Origin of the sequence: Novosphingobium huizhouense (assembly GCF_020179475.1) — a bacterium.
GTDB classification, from domain to species: Bacteria; Pseudomonadota; Alphaproteobacteria; order Sphingomonadales; family Sphingomonadaceae; genus Novosphingobium; species Novosphingobium huizhouense.
The window spans coordinates 213,078-229,554 of record NZ_JAILXZ010000001.1 but is presented as its reverse complement, the minus strand read 5'-3'; the positions used below and the strand labels follow the sequence as shown (position 1 = coordinate 229,554).

Annotated in this window: 12 protein-coding genes; 5 read left to right on the top strand and 7 right to left on the bottom strand. The window is 67.0% G+C overall.

The window, feature by feature from the left end:
• The first annotated feature begins 82 nt into the window (after positions 1-82).
• Both K3A85_RS01105 and K3A85_RS01100 read left to right on the top strand, forming a co-directional pair.
• Positions 83-844, top strand: a complete 762-nt coding sequence (locus tag K3A85_RS01105; protein WP_225204647.1) for an SDR family NAD(P)-dependent oxidoreductase — start codon at positions 83-85, stop codon at positions 842-844.
• 13 nt (positions 845-857) lie between these two features.
• Complete coding sequence (locus tag K3A85_RS01100) at positions 858-1,385, top strand: VOC family protein (protein ID WP_225204646.1); 528 nt, start codon at positions 858-860, stop codon at positions 1,383-1,385.
• A gap of 25 nt (positions 1,386-1,410) precedes the next feature.
• On the opposite strand, the gene K3A85_RS01095 is transcribed toward K3A85_RS01100, so the two are convergent.
• Both K3A85_RS01095 and K3A85_RS01090 read right to left on the bottom strand, forming a co-directional pair.
• The gene (locus K3A85_RS01095; RefSeq protein ID WP_225204645.1) at positions 1,411-2,127 is read right to left on the bottom strand and encodes an SDR family NAD(P)-dependent oxidoreductase; all 717 of its coding nucleotides are present in this window, start codon (positions 2,125-2,127) and stop codon (positions 1,411-1,413) included.
• Positions 2,117-3,139 carry an NADP-dependent oxidoreductase gene (locus K3A85_RS01090; RefSeq protein ID WP_225204644.1) on the bottom strand — a complete coding sequence of 341 codons (1,023 nt, stop codon included), beginning with the start codon at positions 3,137-3,139 and terminating at the stop codon, positions 2,117-2,119. Before K3A85_RS01090 ends, K3A85_RS01095 begins: the two co-directional genes overlap by 11 nt.
• 153 nt (positions 3,140-3,292) lie before the next feature.
• On the opposite strand from K3A85_RS01090, the gene K3A85_RS01085 reads away from it, so the two are divergent.
• On the top strand, positions 3,293-5,635 hold the full coding sequence (locus K3A85_RS01085) for a TonB-dependent receptor (RefSeq protein ID WP_225204643.1): 2,343 nt from the start codon (positions 3,293-3,295) through the stop codon (positions 5,633-5,635).
• 79 nt (positions 5,636-5,714) lie between these two features.
• Positions 5,715-6,479, top strand: a complete 765-nt coding sequence (locus K3A85_RS01080) for an SDR family NAD(P)-dependent oxidoreductase (protein WP_225204642.1) — start codon at positions 5,715-5,717, stop codon at positions 6,477-6,479.
• Between the two features lie 72 nt (positions 6,480-6,551).
• Here K3A85_RS01080 and K3A85_RS01075 read toward each other — a convergent pair whose 3' ends face one another.
• Entirely contained in the window at positions 6,552-7,571 is a 1,020-nt protein-coding gene (locus K3A85_RS01075; protein ID WP_225204641.1) for an NADP-dependent oxidoreductase, read from the bottom strand.
• A gap of 142 nt (positions 7,572-7,713) precedes the next feature.
• Positions 7,714-10,044: a TonB-dependent receptor gene (locus tag K3A85_RS01070; RefSeq protein WP_225204640.1), complete on the bottom strand. Its 2,331-nt coding sequence runs from the start codon at positions 10,042-10,044 to the stop codon at positions 7,714-7,716.
• Positions 10,045-10,446: 402 nt separating this feature from the next.
• Between K3A85_RS01070 and K3A85_RS01065 the strand changes: the two genes are divergently transcribed.
• Entirely contained in the window at positions 10,447-12,888 is a 2,442-nt protein-coding gene (locus K3A85_RS01065) for a TonB-dependent receptor (protein WP_225204639.1), read from the top strand.
• 80 nt (positions 12,889-12,968) lie between these two features.
• Here the strand turns inward: K3A85_RS01065 and K3A85_RS01060 are convergent, their stop codons facing one another.
• From K3A85_RS01060 to K3A85_RS01050, 3 genes are all read right to left on the bottom strand, one after another.
• The gene (locus K3A85_RS01060) at positions 12,969-15,452 is read right to left on the bottom strand and encodes a TonB-dependent receptor domain-containing protein (protein WP_225204638.1); all 2,484 of its coding nucleotides are present in this window, start codon (positions 15,450-15,452) and stop codon (positions 12,969-12,971) included.
• Positions 15,453-15,593: 141 nt separating this feature from the next.
• Positions 15,594-16,022, bottom strand: coding sequence for a nuclear transport factor 2 family protein (locus K3A85_RS01055; protein WP_225204637.1), 429 nt, complete (start codon positions 16,020-16,022; stop codon positions 15,594-15,596).
• Between the two features lie 93 nt (positions 16,023-16,115).
• Entirely contained in the window at positions 16,116-16,469 is a 354-nt protein-coding gene (locus tag K3A85_RS01050) for a Rieske (2Fe-2S) protein (RefSeq protein WP_225204636.1), read from the bottom strand.
• Positions 16,470-16,477 lie beyond the last annotated feature (8 nt).

Below are 16,477 nucleotides of genomic sequence, written 5' to 3'. Positions count from 1 at the left end.
GGCAGTGCCACCCTGCGCGCGCGCCGGGCATCGTCCGCGCCAAGCAACCGACAACGAACCTTACGGGATCGAGGAGAACGTCATGGATCTGGGCCTCAAGGGCAAGAAAGTCATTCTGACCGGCGGCAGCCGCGGCATCGGTCGCGCCACCGTCGAACTGTTCGCGGCCGAGGGCGCGGACGTCGCGTTCTGCTCGCGCAATGCCGAGCAGGTCGCCGAGACCGTCGCCGCGCTCGAGGCGCATGGCGGCAAGGTCCACGGTTCGGCCTTCGACATGGAAGCCGGCCACGACGCCTATCGCGCCTGGCTCCAGCAGGCCGAGGCGGCGCTCGGCGGCTGCGACATCTTCGTGCCGATGATCTCGACCTCGGGCGCCGGCGCCACGGGCGACTGGCACAAGACGCTCGACTTCGATATCATGGGCGCGGTGATCGGCGCCGAAGTGCTCGACGAGGCGCTGAGCAGGAGTGGCGAGGGCTCGATCGTGATCACCGCTTCGACCGCCGGGCTCGAGACCTTCATCGTGCCGCAGGGCTACAACGCGCTCAAGGGCGCGCTGATCGTCTATGCCGGCCAGCTGAGCCAGGCGCTCGGTCCCAAGGGCATCCGCGTCAACACCGTCTCGCCCGGGCCGATCAAGTTCGCCGGCGGCAACTGGGAAGCGATCGAAAGCGCCGTGCCCGATCTCTACAACGCCACCCAGGCGCAGTTCGCGCTCGGCCGCTGGGGCGGCCCCGAAGAGGTCGCAAAGACCATCGTGTTCCTCGCCAGCCCGGCCTCGTCCTACACCACCGGCACCAACGTCGTGATCGACGGCGGCTACACCAAGCGCGTCCAGTTCTGAAGGCGGCGAGGCCATGACGATCGGGGCCCGCGGCATCCAGCACGTCGGGGTGTCGGTCCCCGATCTCGACAAGGCGCGCGAATTCTACATCGACCTGCTCGGCGCCGAGGAGGTCGGCCCGCCGTTCGAATGGAGCGCCAATCCGTTCATCGATGCGGTCGTCGGGCTCAAGGACAGCGCGGCGCGCCAGTTCATGTGCCGGCTCGGCAATGCGCATATCGAGGTCTTCGAATACCTCGCACCCCGCTCGGCGCCGCAGGATCCCGACCAAGGGGTCAACCGCTACGGCTACACCCACTTCGCGGTGCAGGTGGAGGACGTCCAGGCCTGCTACCGGCGGCTGCTCGAGGCCGGAATCCGCGTCCACACGCCGCCGTCGATGGGGGGCATCACGGTGGACGAGGAGGGCCGCAAGCAGGGCTATGCCGCGACCTATTGCCGCGACTTCTTCGGCAACGTGTTCGAGATCATGGAGATCTATTCGGACGCCCAGATCCGCCCGGTCTGGCGTGAAGGCGAGGGCGTGATCGCACCGTCGTGAAACGGCGCGGGCGATGACGCGGGGCCTAGTGCCGCGCCATCGCCCCGCCGTCGACCCACAGGCCGTGGCCGGTGACGAACCGCGCGTCGTCGCTGCACAGGAAGGCGACGACGTCGGCGATGTCCTGCGGCTCGCCGAGCCGGCGCAACGACGCCTTGTTCTCCCAGAACGTCTTGTATTCGGGCATCTCGGTGAAGGCGGGCGCGGTCATCGGCGTGTCGATCGCGCCGGGCTGGACGCAAGTTGCGGTAACGCCAAACGGACCGAGCTCGGCGGCGATCGCCTTCGTCAGGCCGAGCACCGCGTGCTTGGATGCGGCATAGGCGGCAAGGCCCTCGTCGCCGAAGCTCGAGGTGGTCGAGCCGATCGTCACGATCCGCCCGTTGCCCGCCGCCTTGAGCAGGGGCACCGCATCGCGCACCAGCCGGAACACCGCGAACACGTTCACCGCGAAGACGCGCTCGAAATAGGCGTCCTCGTGTCCTTCGAGCGGGGTGAAGGCGCTGATGCCGGCGCAGGGCACCAGCGTGTCGAGCCCGCCCATCGCCACCACCGCCCGCGCGACGAGATCGGCGCTCGCGCCTTGCGCGGCGACGTCGGCGAGATGGTCGACTTCGCCTTTCAGGTCGCAGGTCAAGACCTGCGCCCCCTCGGCCCGCAACCGTGCCGCGACGGCCGCGCCGATGCCCGATCCGGCGCCCGTGACGATGGCCTTGCGGCCCTTGAGGCGCTCACAGGCCATCGGCGATCTTCAGCACGAGCTTGCCGGTGTTGGCCCCGGTGAACAGCCGCATGAACGCGGCGTAGGCGTTCTCGAGCCCCTCCTGCACGTCCTCGTCGATGCGCAGCCGGCCTTGCGCCATCCATCCGGCCATGACCGCCCCGCCTTCGGCAAAGCGCGGGGCATAGTCCATGATCAGATAGCCGTAGAGCGTCGCCTGCTGCGCCAGCACCTGCCACAGGTTGCGCACGCCGATCTTCTGCGGCGAATTGTATTCGCTGATCAGGCCGCACAGCACGATCCGCGCATGCTTGGCGAGGTTCATCAGCTCGGCGTCCATGACATCGCCGCCGACGTTCTCGAAGACCACGTCGGCGCCTTCGGGCGCGGCGGCGCGGATCTCGGCGGCGAGCTGGTCGACGCTCTTGCCCTTGTAGTCGATGGCGACATCGAAGCCGTAGTCGTCGAGCAGGCGGCGGCACTTGGCCGCCCCGCCGGCGATGCCGATGACCCGCGCGCCCATGATCTTGCCGATCTGGCCGACCGCCGAGCCCACCGCGCCCGCCGCGCCCGAAACCAGCAGCGTTTCGCCGGGCCGGGGCTTGGCCACGTCGACGAGGCCGAAATAGGCGGTGAGGCCGACGGCGCCCATCGCCGAGAGGAACTTCGAGGGCGAATCGACCAGTGAAGGGTCCACCTTCATCGTGAAGCCGCCGGCCTGGTTGACCGAGTAATCCTCGAGCGCGTTGAGACCCATGACCCAGTCGCCGACCTGGAATTCGTCGGTATTCGAAGCCGATACGACGCCCACCGTGGTCGCGCGCACCGGATCGCCGAGCGGGATCGGCGGCATGTAGCTGGGCGCATCGTCCATCCACCCGCGCTGCGCGGGATCGAGCGAGGCATAGCAGTTGCGGACCACGAAGCCGCCCTCGGGCGCGTGCGGGATCGGCTCGGAGACGAGGTCGAAATCTTGCGGCACGGGTTCGCCATGGGGGCGGCGAGCCAGCAGGAATCGGCGATTCACGGACATCTTGCGTACTCTCCCTTATCTTGTCCGAAGCATGCCCTGCGGCGCACGGGACACACCTGTAACAAGTTGCAGTTGGTTCGGGCAGCGGTGGTGTCAGGATTGGCAGCGTGGAAACGGCGTCAACGATGCGCCGTTCGGCCATGGGAGGATGACATGGGTAACGCGTTCGCGCGGAGGGCCACGCTGGCCGCTCTCGCTGGCATTTCGACAATCGCACTTTCGGCGCCCGCCTTCGCCGCGGACGAACAGGCGCAGGCGCCGCAGACCGCGCAGGCCGACGCCACGGCGGTCGACGATGGCGCGATCATCGTGACCGCCCGCCGCCGCGACGAAACGCTGCAGTCGACCCCGGTCGCGATCACCGCGGTCAACACCGCGATGCTCGAAGCCAAGGCGGCGGTGAACATCGGCGATCTCCAGGGCGCGGCGCCCGGCCTGCTCATCACCCAGCAGAATTCGGGCGCGCAGGCCGCCAACATCTCGATCCGCGGCCTGACCTATGCCGACATCGAGAAGTCGCAGACCCCGACCGTCGGCGTCGTCGTCGATGGCGTCACCATCGGCACCAACACCGGCCAGCTGCAGGATGCCTTCGACATCGCGCAGATCGAAGTGCTGCGCGGACCGCAGGGCACGCTGTTCGGCGCCAACACCATCGGCGGCGTGATCAACATCACCCGCAGCAAGCCGACGATGGAGCCGGGCCTGAAGGCCGAGCTGACCTATGGCCGCTGGAACACCTGGGCGGCCAAGGCGATCGCCAACTACGGCGACGGCGAGACCTGGGGCATCAAGGCCTGGTACTTCCACAACCAGACCGACGGCTTCTACCGCAACGTCGTCCGCAACGTCGATGCCGGCTGGAGCAAGGGCGACAGCTATGGCGCGAGCCTGCTGTTCAAGCCGACCGGCAGCGCGTTCGATGCGCAGTTCACGATCGAGAACGTCGTCCAGACCTTCGACCCGGTGGTGAGCAACATCACCAAGACCGGCGAAGTGTTCTGCGGCTTCATCCCGGCGCGCGAATGCAACCGCAACACCACCGACGACCTCTACACCACCTTCGGCGCGGCCGCGTCGAGCCGGTACAATGCGCCCAACGGCACGCTGGAGATGAACCTCGATCTCGATGCGGTGAAGCTGACCTCGATCACCGGCTGGCGCCATTCGAAGGAGACGCAGACGCAGGACTTCGACGGTTCGTCGACCGACCTGTACTATGTCGATCGTCGCCAGCACTACACCCAGTTCAGCCAGGAACTGCGCGCGGCCGGCAAGCTGATGGACGGCTTTGACTACGTCGTCGGCGGGTACTTCTTCAAGTCGAGCTACGACCTGACGCAATGGTCGCGCGTGTTCGGCTTCTCGCCCGACGTGCCCCCGGTCGATTTCGACAAGAACGCCCAGCATGTCGAAGGCAAGACCGAAAGCTATGCCTTCTTCGGCGACTTCAACTGGGAAGTGGTCGACAAGGTCCGCCTGTCGTTCGGCGGTCGCTGGAGCCACGACAACAAGAAGCTGACCAACAGCTTCGCCACGTCCGGCCTGATCGGCAAGGGTGACGCAAGCTTCAGCAAGTTCACGCCGAAGGTCGGCATCGACTATCGTCCGAACAACGATCTGATGGTCTATGCCTCATGGTCGCGCGGCTATCGTTCGGGCGGCTTCAGCCCGCGCGCCGCGACTGCCGAGACCGCCAGCACGCCGTTCCAGCCCGAGACGGTCGACGCTTTCGAAATCGGCGCGAAGCTCGCCGCGTTCGACCGCAAGCTCGAGCTCAACCTGGCCGGCTACGTGTCCGACTACAAGGACATGCAGCAGAACCTGACCGTGCCCGGCGGTCCGACCGGCAACCAGACGATCACCGGCAACGTGCCGGGCGGCGCGCTGATCAAGGGCATCGAGATGGACGGCAGCTTCCGCGTCTCGAACAACCTGAAGATCACCGCCTCGGCCGCGTACATGGAATCGCACTTCCGCAACTTCGTCACCTGCGGCGTTGCCGGGGGAGCCGAAGCGGTCAATCGTTGCAGCCCCGACGCTGCCGCACCGACCGGCCTGGTCCCGGTCGACTTCTCGGCCAACCGGCTGATCTACGCGCCCAAGTTCACCGGCTCGCTCGGGCTCGAGCACACCCTGCCGACGAGTTTCGGCAAGGTCGTGACCAACGTCGGCTGGCGCCACATCAGTCCTTACGACGAGCAGCTCTCGGTCGCCTCGCAGACCGTGGCCAAGGACGCCGCAGGCAAGATCACCGGCATTACCGTCAACGGCAACGACCCGCGGGTCCGCACCGTCACGCAGGACCTGGTCGACGCCAGCATGACGTTCAACTTCAACCTGTCGAACGGCTCGGAGGCCTACTTCCGCGTGTTCGGCCGCAACCTCGCCGACATCCGCACTACGACCCACGCGTTCACCGTGGCCGGGCTGTGGTCGTTCGGCATGGCGCTCGAGCCGCGCACCTTCGGCGGCACGATCGGCATCAAGTTCTGACGCCGGCGCGGTGTAAACTCTCTACCACCCTCGGGGGCGGGGCCTTGCGGCCTCGCCCCTTTTTTTACGGAGTTCTGTAATGTCCCGACTTTCCGGCAAGATCGCGCTCGTCACCGGAGGCGCCTCGGTGCCCGGCCTCGGCAGCGCGACGGCGAAGCGCTTTGCCGAGGAAGGCGCCAAGGTCTGGATCACCGACCGCGACGCTGCCGGTGCGCAGGCCCGCGCCGACGAGATCAACGCGGCGGGCGGACAGGCGCGCGCGATGGGCCACGACGTGACCGACGAGGCGGCGTGGGATGCAGTGTTCGCCGCGATCGAAGCCGAGGACGGCCGGCTCGACGTGATCGTCAACAATGCCGGGATCGCCGTTCTCGGCCCGATCGCGGAGGTGACGACCGCGGACTGGAACCGCCAGCTCGGCGTCAATCTCGACAGCGTGTTCTTCGGCACCAGCCGGGCGGTCGCGCTGATGCGCAAGACCGCGACCAAGGGGTCGATCATCAACATCAGCTCGGTCGCGGGGATGATCGGCGTGCCGGGTTGCAGCGCCTATGCCGCGTCCAAGGGCGGGGTGCGGCTGTTCAGCAAGACGGTTGCGATCGAGACCGCGCGCGAAGGCATCCGCGTCAACTCGGTCCACCCCGGCATGATCCTGACCAACATCCAGGGCGTGGCGCAGGAGGACAATGCGGCCAACTTCGATGCGGTGCTCGCCGCGGTGCCGATGGGCTTCATGGGCGAGCCCGAAGACATCGCCAACATGAACCTGTTCCTTGCTTCGGACGAGGCGAGATACGTGACCGGCGCCGAGTTCGTCGTCGACGGCGGGATGACCGCGGTCTGAGCTGCACCGCCGCGCCGGCGCAAGGGGCCGGTCCGCTTCGGTCGGGCCGGCCTTTTTGCACGAAGGCGCGGGTCAGTCGTCGCCGGCGACGCGGACGATGACCTTGCCGATGGCCTTGCCGCTCAGCATCCGGTCGTAGGCGACGAGCGTGTTCTCGATGCCCTCGCTCTCGTCGAGCGGGACCGCCAACCGGCCCTCGTCGTGCCATTGGCGCAGCACCGGCAGGAACTCGGCGCCGCGTTCGAGGAAGTCGGGGATGAAGAAGCCCTCGATCCGCAGCCGGCGCATCAGCACCTGGTCGAAGCGCGCGGGGCCGGGAAGCGGCGCGTCGGCATCGTAGGCCGCGACCATGCCGCAGATCGCGACGCGGCCGTAGTGCGCCATGTTCGGCAGGACCGCATCGAGCAGCGGCCCGCCGACATTGTCGAAATAGGCGTGGACGCCGCCCTCGATTGCCGCAAGCCCGGCGGCGACATCGTCGGCCTTGTAATCGAGCGCGAGGTCGACGCCGAGCGTTTCGCGCAGGAACGCGCACTTGGCCGGGCCACCGGCGATGCCGACGATCCTTGCGCCGAGCGCCTTGCCGACCTGGCAGGCAAGGCTGCCGGTGGCGCCCGCTGCGGCCGAGACGACCAGCCATTCGCCCGCTTTGACGGCAGCCACTTCCTTCACCCCGACATAGGCGGTCCAGGCATTCATGCCGAGCGCGCCGAAGTGCTGGCGTACGTCGGCAATGCCGTCGTCGACCACTTCGAGCCCGGCGAGCGCGGGGAGCATGGTGGCGAATTCGGCCCACTGCCCGAAGCCGCGCACGAGCGCGCCAACCGGGAAGGCGGGGTCGCGACTTTCGGTCACGCGCCCGAGCACCAGCCCGACCATCCTGGAGCGGAGCGGCAGCGGCGGCTGGTAGCCGTCGGTGCGCGGGCTCATCCACATCCGGGTGCCCGCGTCCATCGACAGCCAGCCGGTGCGAACCCGCACTTCGCCCTCGCCGAGCGGCGCGAGCGCTTCCTCGCGCAGCGACAGCGCGGCGGCAAAGTCGTTGCCCCTGGGATGGCGGTCGAGCTGCCAGAAGCGATTGGTGCTGGTCATCGGGGATCCTCTCGTTCGTGGCGACGGGATCGGCCTGCGGGCGGTGCGGGGCAACTGGCCAATCCCCGAGGTCGGGGTGCGAAAGCGCCCGCCCTCGGCAGGGAGAGCGGGCGCCTTGCAGGTCGGCCGAGGGGACGCGCCGTCAGAATTCGACTTGCGCCTCGACGCCCCAGGTGCGGTTGGGGATGCGATCGCTGAACCAGAACGGTCCGGCATAGCTCGACCGCACGATGCGCCCGCCATCGTGGAAGGCGTCGTTGACGAAAGCCGAAATCTTGTACTGCTTCAGCGAGGCGAGGCGCCCGGTGTAGGTCAGCGAAGCATCCACCGCGGTGTGCGCCGGGATGATCTCGCGGCCGAGGCCAGCCGGATCGACGCTCGACTCGGTAACGTACTTGTCGATGTACTTGAGGTTGGTGTTGAACACGATCTGGTTGTTGCCGCCGAGCTCGAAGGTGTATTCGCCGCCGATGCTGGTGTTCCACTTCGGCGCGTAACGCAGCTGCTTCGTGGCGCTGACGTCGTTGCCGCTTCCGTCGAGGAACTGGAGGTACTTGGCCTTGAGATAGCCGGCCGAGGCGAACAGGTGGAATTCGGGCACCGGACGCAGCTGCGCCTCGAGCTCGACGCCCTGGAAGCGCGCCTTGCCCGCGTTCTCGACGAAGGTGACCGTCGAAGTCGGCAGCACCGGGTTCGAGCGGATCTGGTCTTCCTGCTTGTTCTTGTACTCGGTCTGGAACAGCGTCACGTTGAAGATCGCGCGGTTGTCCCAGAACTTCGTGCGCAGGCCCAGTTCGTAGCTGTCGACGATTTCCGGCTGGTACGGGCCGATCGAATCCGGGGTCGAGCCCGGGCGCCCGTTCCAGCCGCCCGACCGGAAACCGCGCGACCAGGACGCGTAGGTCATGATGTCGCGAGCGAGTTCCTGGTCGATCGAGACGCGCGGGGTGAAGCGGTTGAACTTGAGCGAGGGATCGCGGCACGGGGCGTAGGTCGAGTTGACGTCGGGGCACTTGTAGGGCCCGCCCTCGGCCGCCGACACCGCCGGCTTCTCGACGTGGAAGTCCTTGGTTTCGTGCGTGTAGCGACCGCCGATGGTGATGCGGGTGGTCGGCGTCACCTTCCAGTAGGTTTCGGCGAAGGCGGCATAGGACTTGACCGTCTGGCCGGCGCTGAAGGTGTCGACGCGGTTGGCGGGATTTGCCGTTCCGTCGGCGATGTAGACGCTCTGGTTGTCGAGCGAATAAGTCGACTGGAAGTAGTAGACCCCGGCGACCATGTTGAACAGGCCGTCGAAGTCGGTGTCGATGCGCAGCTCCTGGCTGAACTGGTCGCCGTGGAGCTTGCGCACCGGGTGGAACAACGGCGTGCCCGGGGCCAGCGCATCGCCGATGTTGTCGATGTCGAGCGAGTCCTTGTTCTTCCAGTAGCCGGTGACCGACACGATCGAGAAGTTGTCGGCCTTGTACTTCATGTTCAGGGTGAAGTTGTCGGCATCGAGCGGCGCCGAGAAGGGCAGGCCGCCATAGGAGACGCGGTAGCCGCTCTTCTCGTATTCCTCGGGATGGCCGCAAAGCGCGAAGACGGTGCAGGCAAGCTCGCCGCCATAGCCGTTGCTCTGCGCGCCGACCGACTGGTTGACCGGGTTGGGATAGTGCGAGCGGTCGCGCAGGTGCTCGTAGGTGAGCAGCGCCTCGAAATCGGGCGTGGGGGTGAACAGCAGGCTGCCCTGGATGTCGAGGCGGTCGAGGCCGGGCTCGGCCTTGCGGGTGGTCGCATCGTAGGTGAAGCTGTTGCTGTTGATCGAGAACACGCCAATCTTGGCGGCAAGCACGTCCTTGATCAGCGGGGCGTTGAACACGCCGCGGTAGTCGTTGCGGCCGTAAGAGCCGACCGTGACCGAGAGCTTGGCGCCGAGTTCGCCGGTCGGGCGCGAGCGCTTGACGTTGATGATGCCGCCGACGGTGTTGCGGCCGAACAGCGTGCCCTGCGGGCCACGCAGCACTTCGATCGATTCGACGTCGAACATGTCGACCAGCGCCCCGGTGTTCGAGGCGAGGAAGATGCCGTCGATCGAGGTTGCGACGGCAGGTTCGAACGAGCGTTCGATGTCGGCGAAGCTGATGCCGCGGATCGAGGCGGACAGCGTGGCGCCCGAATACTGGACCTGGCCGAGCTGGACGTTGGGGATGTACTTGGCCACTGCCCGCACGTCGGGGACGAAGCGCGCCTCGAGCGCCTTGCCGCCGATCGCGGAGACGGCGAGCGGGACGCTCTGCACGTCCTCGACGCGCTTGCGCGCGGTGACGGTGATCTGTTCGATGCCGCTGTCGGCCGAGCCACTGGCCGGGCTGGCGGCCGGGGCGGCGTCTTCGGCAAAGGCGGGCGCGCTGGCGAGCATCGTCGCGGCGAGCGCGGCGGCGCGCAGGGCAGTCCGCGTCGGCAGGTTGGCTGGTGCAAGGCCGGTCTTCATCTTTCCCCCCAAATCAATGTCCCCGGGCGGCGGCCGGATGCCGATCGCGCCGCAGGACGCGTGACGGGAGGAAAGCTCGACGTGCGACGCGGACGGACCACGCCCCTGGCGTGATCGCATGACGGTTCCGCGCTTGGCTGCGGCAGCTCGCTTGCGGGCCTGCTGCAACCGGATGCCTTTTCGGCTTCTCTCCCACCAGCAACATTACGCCGTCGACCGGAAACGGAACCCTGTAAAAAAAGCCAGTCGGATTGCTTTTGTCGGCGACGTCGGCGCGGCTCTGCGGGCCTTTCGTCCGATCCGCCATGTCCCTGATCTTTCTGCTAGTCTGGCGCAAATTGCAGGCGGCGCGGTGCGGGCGGGCGGGTACGTGGCGCGGGAAAGCAACTCTGGGAGGACTACATGAAGGCATCGCTCAAGGGCGTGCTGCTCGCATCGTGCATGCTGGGCGGCGCGCAGGTCGCTCACGCGCAAGCCGCGCAGGCCGGTGACGCCGCCTCCGCCGGCGGCCTCGAGGAAATCATCGTCACCGCGCGCAAGCGCGAGGAATCGGTGCAGACGGTTCCGGTGGCGGTCACCGCGATTTCGGAAAAGGTCATTCAGCAGCGCGATATCACCTCGATCGAGAAGATCGCGGCGGCGACGCCCAACCTCAACGTCGGGCGCGCATCGAACGGTTCGGGCGCGCAGCTGACGATGCGCGGCATCGGCTCGTCCTCGACCTCGATCGGCATCGAGCAGTCGGTGGCCGTCGTCGTCGACGGCGCCTACTACGGCCAGGGGCGCATCATCCAGGAAGGCTTCTTCGACCTCAAGCGCGTCGAAGTGCTCAAGGGTCCGCAGGCGCTGTTCTTCGGCAAGAACGCGACCGCCGGCGTGATCAGCCTGACCACCAACGATCCGGGCAGCGAGCGCGAGTTCGTCGCCAAGGCCGGCTACGAGTTCAAGGCGCAGCAGTACATGGGCGAGTTCATCGCCTCTGGCCCGCTGTCGGACACCTTCGGCGTCCGCCTGGCGCTGCGCGGCACCAAGATGGACGGCGCCTACTACGACAACGTCTCGGTGGTCCGCACCTATACCACCGCCGACGTCGCCGACGGCTTCGCGGCCACGCCGCACACTGCCAGCGTTGCCTCGGACGGGCCGGGCGAGAAGGAATTCCTCGGCCGGTTGACGCTGAAGTACACGCCCAGCAACGACCTGACGGTCACGCTCAAGGGCAGCTTCGACTACAACAAGACCAAGAACAGCTCGTGGAACTACGTCGCCTACGACTGCCCGGCGGGCAAGAGCCAGCTGACCGGCTATGTCTGCGGCCGGGACTTCGTCACCCACCAGAACAACATCCCGACCGATATCGCGGCCAACTTCCCGTTCTCGGAGGAAGACGGCCAGCTCTACAACCGCTACCGGTCGTGGGCGATCAACGGCAACATCACCTACAACGTGGGCGACGTGACGATCAGCTCGGTCACCAACTACAACACCAACAACAACCGCTGGGCTTGCGCCTGCGACTTCCAGTCGAGCGACAACGGCACCTGGGCGACCGAGAACTCGACCTGGCGCTCGTTCAGCCAGGAGCTGCGCGCGCAGACCGCGTTCGACGGCCCGATCAACCTGATGGTCGGCGGCCTGTACCAGAAGACCAAGCGCATCTTTAACCAGTACGTGATGTTCGCGGGGCTGTCGAACAGCGCGGCATCGCCCGAAAACGAGTACCTCGCCAGCACCAAGTACAGCACCACCGATGGCGAGACCGCGGCGCTGTTCGGCCAGGTCAGCTGGAAGATCGTCCCCACGCTCGAACTGGCGAGCGGCGTGCGCTACACGCACGAAACCAAGGACAGCTTCTTCACCCAGCCCTACAACAACCCGGCGCTGACGACGATCTTCCGCCCGCAGGACGACCCGGACGGCCTGGGCGAGATCGCGACCAAGCAGACCTTCGACGACTGGTCGCCCGAAGTGACGCTGACCTGGAAGCCGCAGCGCGGCATCCTCGTCTATGGCGCCTACAAGACCGCCTACAAGTCGGGCGGCTTCTCCAACGGCGGCATCAACTCGAAGTTCTCGCCCGATCCCTTCGCCGACCTCACCTTCAACCCTGAAAAGGCGCGCGGGTTCGAAGCGGGGGTCAAGACGACGCTGGCCGACAACCAGCTGCGGCTGAACCTGACCGCCTTTACCTACAAGTATGGCGACCTGCAGGTCGACTTCTTCAACTCGCCGATCTTCGCGTTCCAGACGTTGACCGCCGATGCCCGGACCAAGGGCGTCGAGCTCGAATTCGAGTATGCCCCGCGCAGCATCGAAGGGCTCAACGTCCACGGCGCGCTCAACTACACCCACGCGCGCTACACCCGCTTCCCGCTGGCGCCGTGCTATGCCGGGCAGACCCCGACCGAAGGCTGCAACCTGGCCGATCCGGCGACCGGCGCGCCGCGCCAGAACCTGAACGGCAAGCCGCTTTCGGTCGCGCCCGAGTGGACCGGGGCGTTCGGCGTCGGCTACGATACGGCGGTGGGATCGGGCTACAAGGTCGGCCTGAACGTCGATGCGCGGTTCTCGTCGAGCTACCTCGCTTCGGGCTTCGGCGCCGAGCATTCGCGCCAGGACAAGTACGCCACGCTCGACGCCGGCATCCGCTTTGGCGCCGAGGACGACAACTGGCAGGTCGCGCTGATCGGCAAGAACCTGACCAACACGTTCTACGTCAGCGGCGTGGTCGACGGTCCCTCGACCGGCAGCGGCACGGGCACGGCAGCAGGCGTCCATGCCGACCAGCTCGGCTTCGGCAACCTGCCGCGCACGGTGCAGGTGACGGTGACCAAGCGCTTCTGACGCGCCTGCGCCATCGCAACGAAAAGGGGGCGGGGCCTTGCGGCTCCGCCCCTTTCTTGCACCGGACTGCGCCGGTGTCGTCAGAAGTCGAGCCGCACTGCGGCCTGCACGGTGCGACCGTTGACCGAGCGGGCGAAGCCGATCCCGTTGGCGGGCACGCTCGACTGGTTCACTTCGAAGATGCCGGTCGTGTCGAACAGGTTCTGCGCGGTGACCGACACCTGGACCCGGTCGATCGGCCGGAACGAGGCATAGGCGCCCACGGTGGTGAAGCCGGGCATCACCAGCAGATTCGAGTCCTGCGCATAGCTTTTGGTGATCGTGACGATGCTCGCTCCGATCGCGGCCTTGCCGAAATCGACCTGCGGGGTGGCGGTGAAGGTCCAGTCGGGCTGGTGGCGCGGCTCGTTGCCGGTGAGCGTCGGGTCCAGCCGGTCGGCGGTGATCTTCGCCTTGGTATAGGTCGCGCCCAGCATCAGGCTGAAGATCCCGCGCTGGAACCCGCCTTCGAGTTCGACCCCGGTCGCGCGATACGACCGGTCGGTGCGGTTGGCCGAGCCGTTGAGCACGTTGTGGTCGTCGGCCGTAACGCGGAAGGCGGTGGCGTTGACGGTGATGCCGTCCTTGCGGAACTTGAACCCGCCTTCAAGCTGGCGGACCTTGTCGGCCTTGTCGCGCGAACTGGCGACGCTGCCGTCGAGCGTGCTCACCACCGGGGTGAACAGGATCTTGTCGGCATTGGCGCGCGCGCCGAGGCTGTAGCGTGCGAACAGCGAGAAGGGCTCGGCCACGCGGTAGTTCACGCCCGCCGAATAGCTCAGGTAGCCGTAGTTGTACCGGACCGGCGCCGGCTGGGTCAGCGGCAGGTAGGCGACGCGCGTTTCGGCCGCGCTGATCTGCCCATCGCCGTTGATGTCGTAGGAGATCAGCCCGTTGCGGCCACCGCCGAGGTCCGCCCCGACGAGCGAGCCGCGGACGCGCCCGCTGTCGTAGCGCACGCTCCCGCCGATCGCGATCTTGCCGATGTGGTAGTTGATCGAGCCGTAGGGCGCGAAGACGCGGTAATCGACGTCGAAGCCGCGCCGGAACAGGCTCGTTCCGCGCGCGAAGGCATAGTAGCCGCCTTGCGTCTGCGGCGTGCCGGCGGCGTTGATGATGTCGACCATCGCGGTCTTGCCGCCGTTGACGTCGACGTCCATCGCCGTGTGCAGCCAGGTGGTCTGGAGCTTCTGCGAGGCGAAGTAGGCGCCGATCGTGGTGGTGAGGTCGCCGCCCGAGAGCTTCCACACACGCGTTGCGCGCAGGTCGTTGGTGAAGTTGTCGAGCGCGTGCGCACGCACGTAGGACACGTAGTAAAGCGCAAGCAGCCCGTTGCCGTTGATCGGCGTGGTGGTCGAGATCGGCTGGCCGGCCAGCGGGCCGCTGGCATAGACCGCGCTCGCGCCCGCACCACCCTGCGCCGCGGCGAAATTGGCGACGCTATTGGCGCTCGACGGGAAGGCGCGATTGAAATCGCCGCTGTTGGCCGAATAGCGCATGCGTTCGGTCACGGTCCAGCCGCCGAGATCGAACTGGGACTCGAGCCCGACCGACTTCGACACCGCATGCTGACCGGTCGAAAGCGGCAGGGCGGCGGGCCGGTTGTTCTCGTCGAGCGTGACCACCGGGCCGAGATAGGGCGAGAGCACCGAGTCGCGGTTCAGCCGGAAGCCGGGAAAACTCCCGAACTTCGGGTCCGCATCGGTCCCGGTGATGTTGACGAAGTAGGGGGCGTAGGTCGGCGAGCGGTCGTCGAGCAGCTTGAGATAGAGCCGGACATAGCCGCCGGCGAACGAGCGGGTCACATTGAGCTTGACCTGTCCGCCGCGCCAGCCGTCGAAGCCGATGTGCCGCGGGCCTTCGCCCTGGCGGAAGAAGCCGCCGACCTGGAAGCGGGTGTTGTCGCCGAGCGGGGCGCCGTAGGTGAAATCGACCCGCTTCTGGTCGAAGTCGAGCCCGCTCGAGGCCTGGATCGAGCCGCCTTCGACGTCTCCGGTGCGGCTGATGATGTTGATCAGCCCGCCGGGCGAGTTCGACGCAAAGGTCGAGGCCGAGCCGCCGCGGATCGTCTCGATCGCGGCGATGCTGAAGTCGTTGCGCAGGTAGACGTCGGTGCCGATATTGAACAGGTCGCCGAATTCGAGGATCGGCAGCCCGTCTTCCTGGATCTGCATGTACTTGGAACCACCCGCGGCGAGCGGCAGCCCGCGCACGGTGTAGTTGTTGTTGCCTTCGCCGATGCCGGACTCGACGCGCAGGCCCGCCATCGTGCGCAGCACGTCGGCGAGCGAGCGTGGTCCGAACTTCTGGATTTCGTCGCCGCGCAGCGCGCTGGTCGAAGTCGCGCTGTCCAGCCGGTCGCGGCCCTTGGCGACGCCGGTGGAGAAGACCTCGACGGGCGGCTTGGTAGCAGCGCCGCCGTCACTCGTCGTGGTCGCGTCGGGTTGGTCGTCGGCCGCAGAAGCCGCCGCCGGTGCCATGGCCGCGAGCGACGCGGCACAGAAGAGAAGTCCGGTGTTCCTCATGTTTCAGTCGTCCTCCAAGGCGGGATCTATAGCGGTCCCGCGCTTTTTTCTGGTACGACTGAGGCTACTTAAGGCGCTTCGCTTAGAATTACGCCTGCAGGGCTTATGGACTTGTCCTGAGTGAAGGGAACCGGGGTGCGTTCAGCAGCCCTTGGGCGCGTGCTGGCGGTGGATGTTGCGGAACGAGCGCGACTTGAACAGCCAGCGGCCGTCGACTTTGACGCAGGTGTCCTCGTAGACGCCGCGATCACGCTTGGTCACCCCGTCCTGGTCGTAGACCTCGCTGGTGTAGCTGCGCATCGTCGCGGTATCGCCATCGACCTCGATCGAGCCGGGCCATGCTTCGAACATGATCCCGGGATAGCCCTTCATCGCCTCGACCCACATCGCGCGGATCGCATCGCGGCCCCTGGTCGTGCCGAGCTCGGGATAGTCGGGCAGCGACCATTCCGCGTCCTGTGCCCAGGTCGCCGACCATGCGTCCGCATCGCAGCGCGTGACCGCGTCGGCATAGGTTTCGAGCAGCTCGCGGATGGCGAGGCGGTCTTCGGCGGGGCCGGTAAAGGGCATGGATGTCTCTCCCGTGGGTGATTTTGCAGGCAAGACTAGCGCCCGCGCCGATGCGGCAAACTATGGGTTAGGTCAGGTGCAGGGCGGCGCGGTTCAGGCGGTCACGACCGGCAGTTCGTCCATCGCCGGCGGCGCGTCGGGCAGGCAGACCTCGATCGTCCCGTCGGTCACGCGCAGCGGGAACGTGCGCAAGTCGCGATAGGCGCTGCCGATGCACTTGCCGGTGGCCATCTCGAAGCGCGCCCCGTGCAGCGGGCACATGATCGCGCCGCGGCGGATGCGCCCGGTCGACAGCAGCGCGGCTTGGTGGGTGCAGCGGTCGTTGACGGCATGAAGGCCGTCCTCGGTCTTGCCGACCAGCACGTACCACCCGGCGATCTTCGCGGCGAGCTTGCCTTCGGCGGGAAATTCGGTCTCGGCGATGACGGGATGCCAGCTTTCGCTCACGGGCGGAC

Excerpts from the sequence above, each read along its gene's own strand:
- K3A85_RS01070 (WP_225204640.1), bottom strand. The coding sequence starts at position 10,044 with ATGAAGACCGGCCTTGCACCAGCCAACCTGCCGACGCGGACTGCCCTG.
- K3A85_RS01075 (WP_225204641.1), bottom strand. The coding sequence starts at position 7,571 with ATGACCAGCACCAATCGCTTCTGGCAGCTCGACCGCCATCCCAGGGGC.
- K3A85_RS01055 (WP_225204637.1), bottom strand. The coding sequence starts at position 16,022 with ATGCCCTTTACCGGCCCCGCCGAAGACCGCCTCGCCATCCGCGAGCTG.
- K3A85_RS01095 (WP_225204645.1), bottom strand. The coding sequence starts at position 2,127 with ATGGCCTGTGAGCGCCTCAAGGGCCGCAAGGCCATCGTCACGGGCGCC.
- K3A85_RS01060 (WP_225204638.1), bottom strand. The coding sequence starts at position 15,452 with ATGAGGAACACCGGACTTCTCTTCTGTGCCGCGTCGCTCGCGGCCATG.
- K3A85_RS01065 (WP_225204639.1), top strand. The coding sequence starts at position 10,447 with ATGAAGGCATCGCTCAAGGGCGTGCTGCTCGCATCGTGCATGCTGGGC.
- K3A85_RS01080 (WP_225204642.1), top strand. The coding sequence starts at position 5,715 with ATGTCCCGACTTTCCGGCAAGATCGCGCTCGTCACCGGAGGCGCCTCG.
- K3A85_RS01090 (WP_225204644.1), bottom strand. The coding sequence starts at position 3,139 with ATGTCCGTGAATCGCCGATTCCTGCTGGCTCGCCGCCCCCATGGCGAA.
- K3A85_RS01085 (WP_225204643.1), top strand. The coding sequence starts at position 3,293 with ATGGGTAACGCGTTCGCGCGGAGGGCCACGCTGGCCGCTCTCGCTGGC.
- K3A85_RS01100 (WP_225204646.1), top strand. The coding sequence starts at position 858 with ATGACGATCGGGGCCCGCGGCATCCAGCACGTCGGGGTGTCGGTCCCC.
- K3A85_RS01105 (WP_225204647.1), top strand. The coding sequence starts at position 83 with ATGGATCTGGGCCTCAAGGGCAAGAAAGTCATTCTGACCGGCGGCAGC.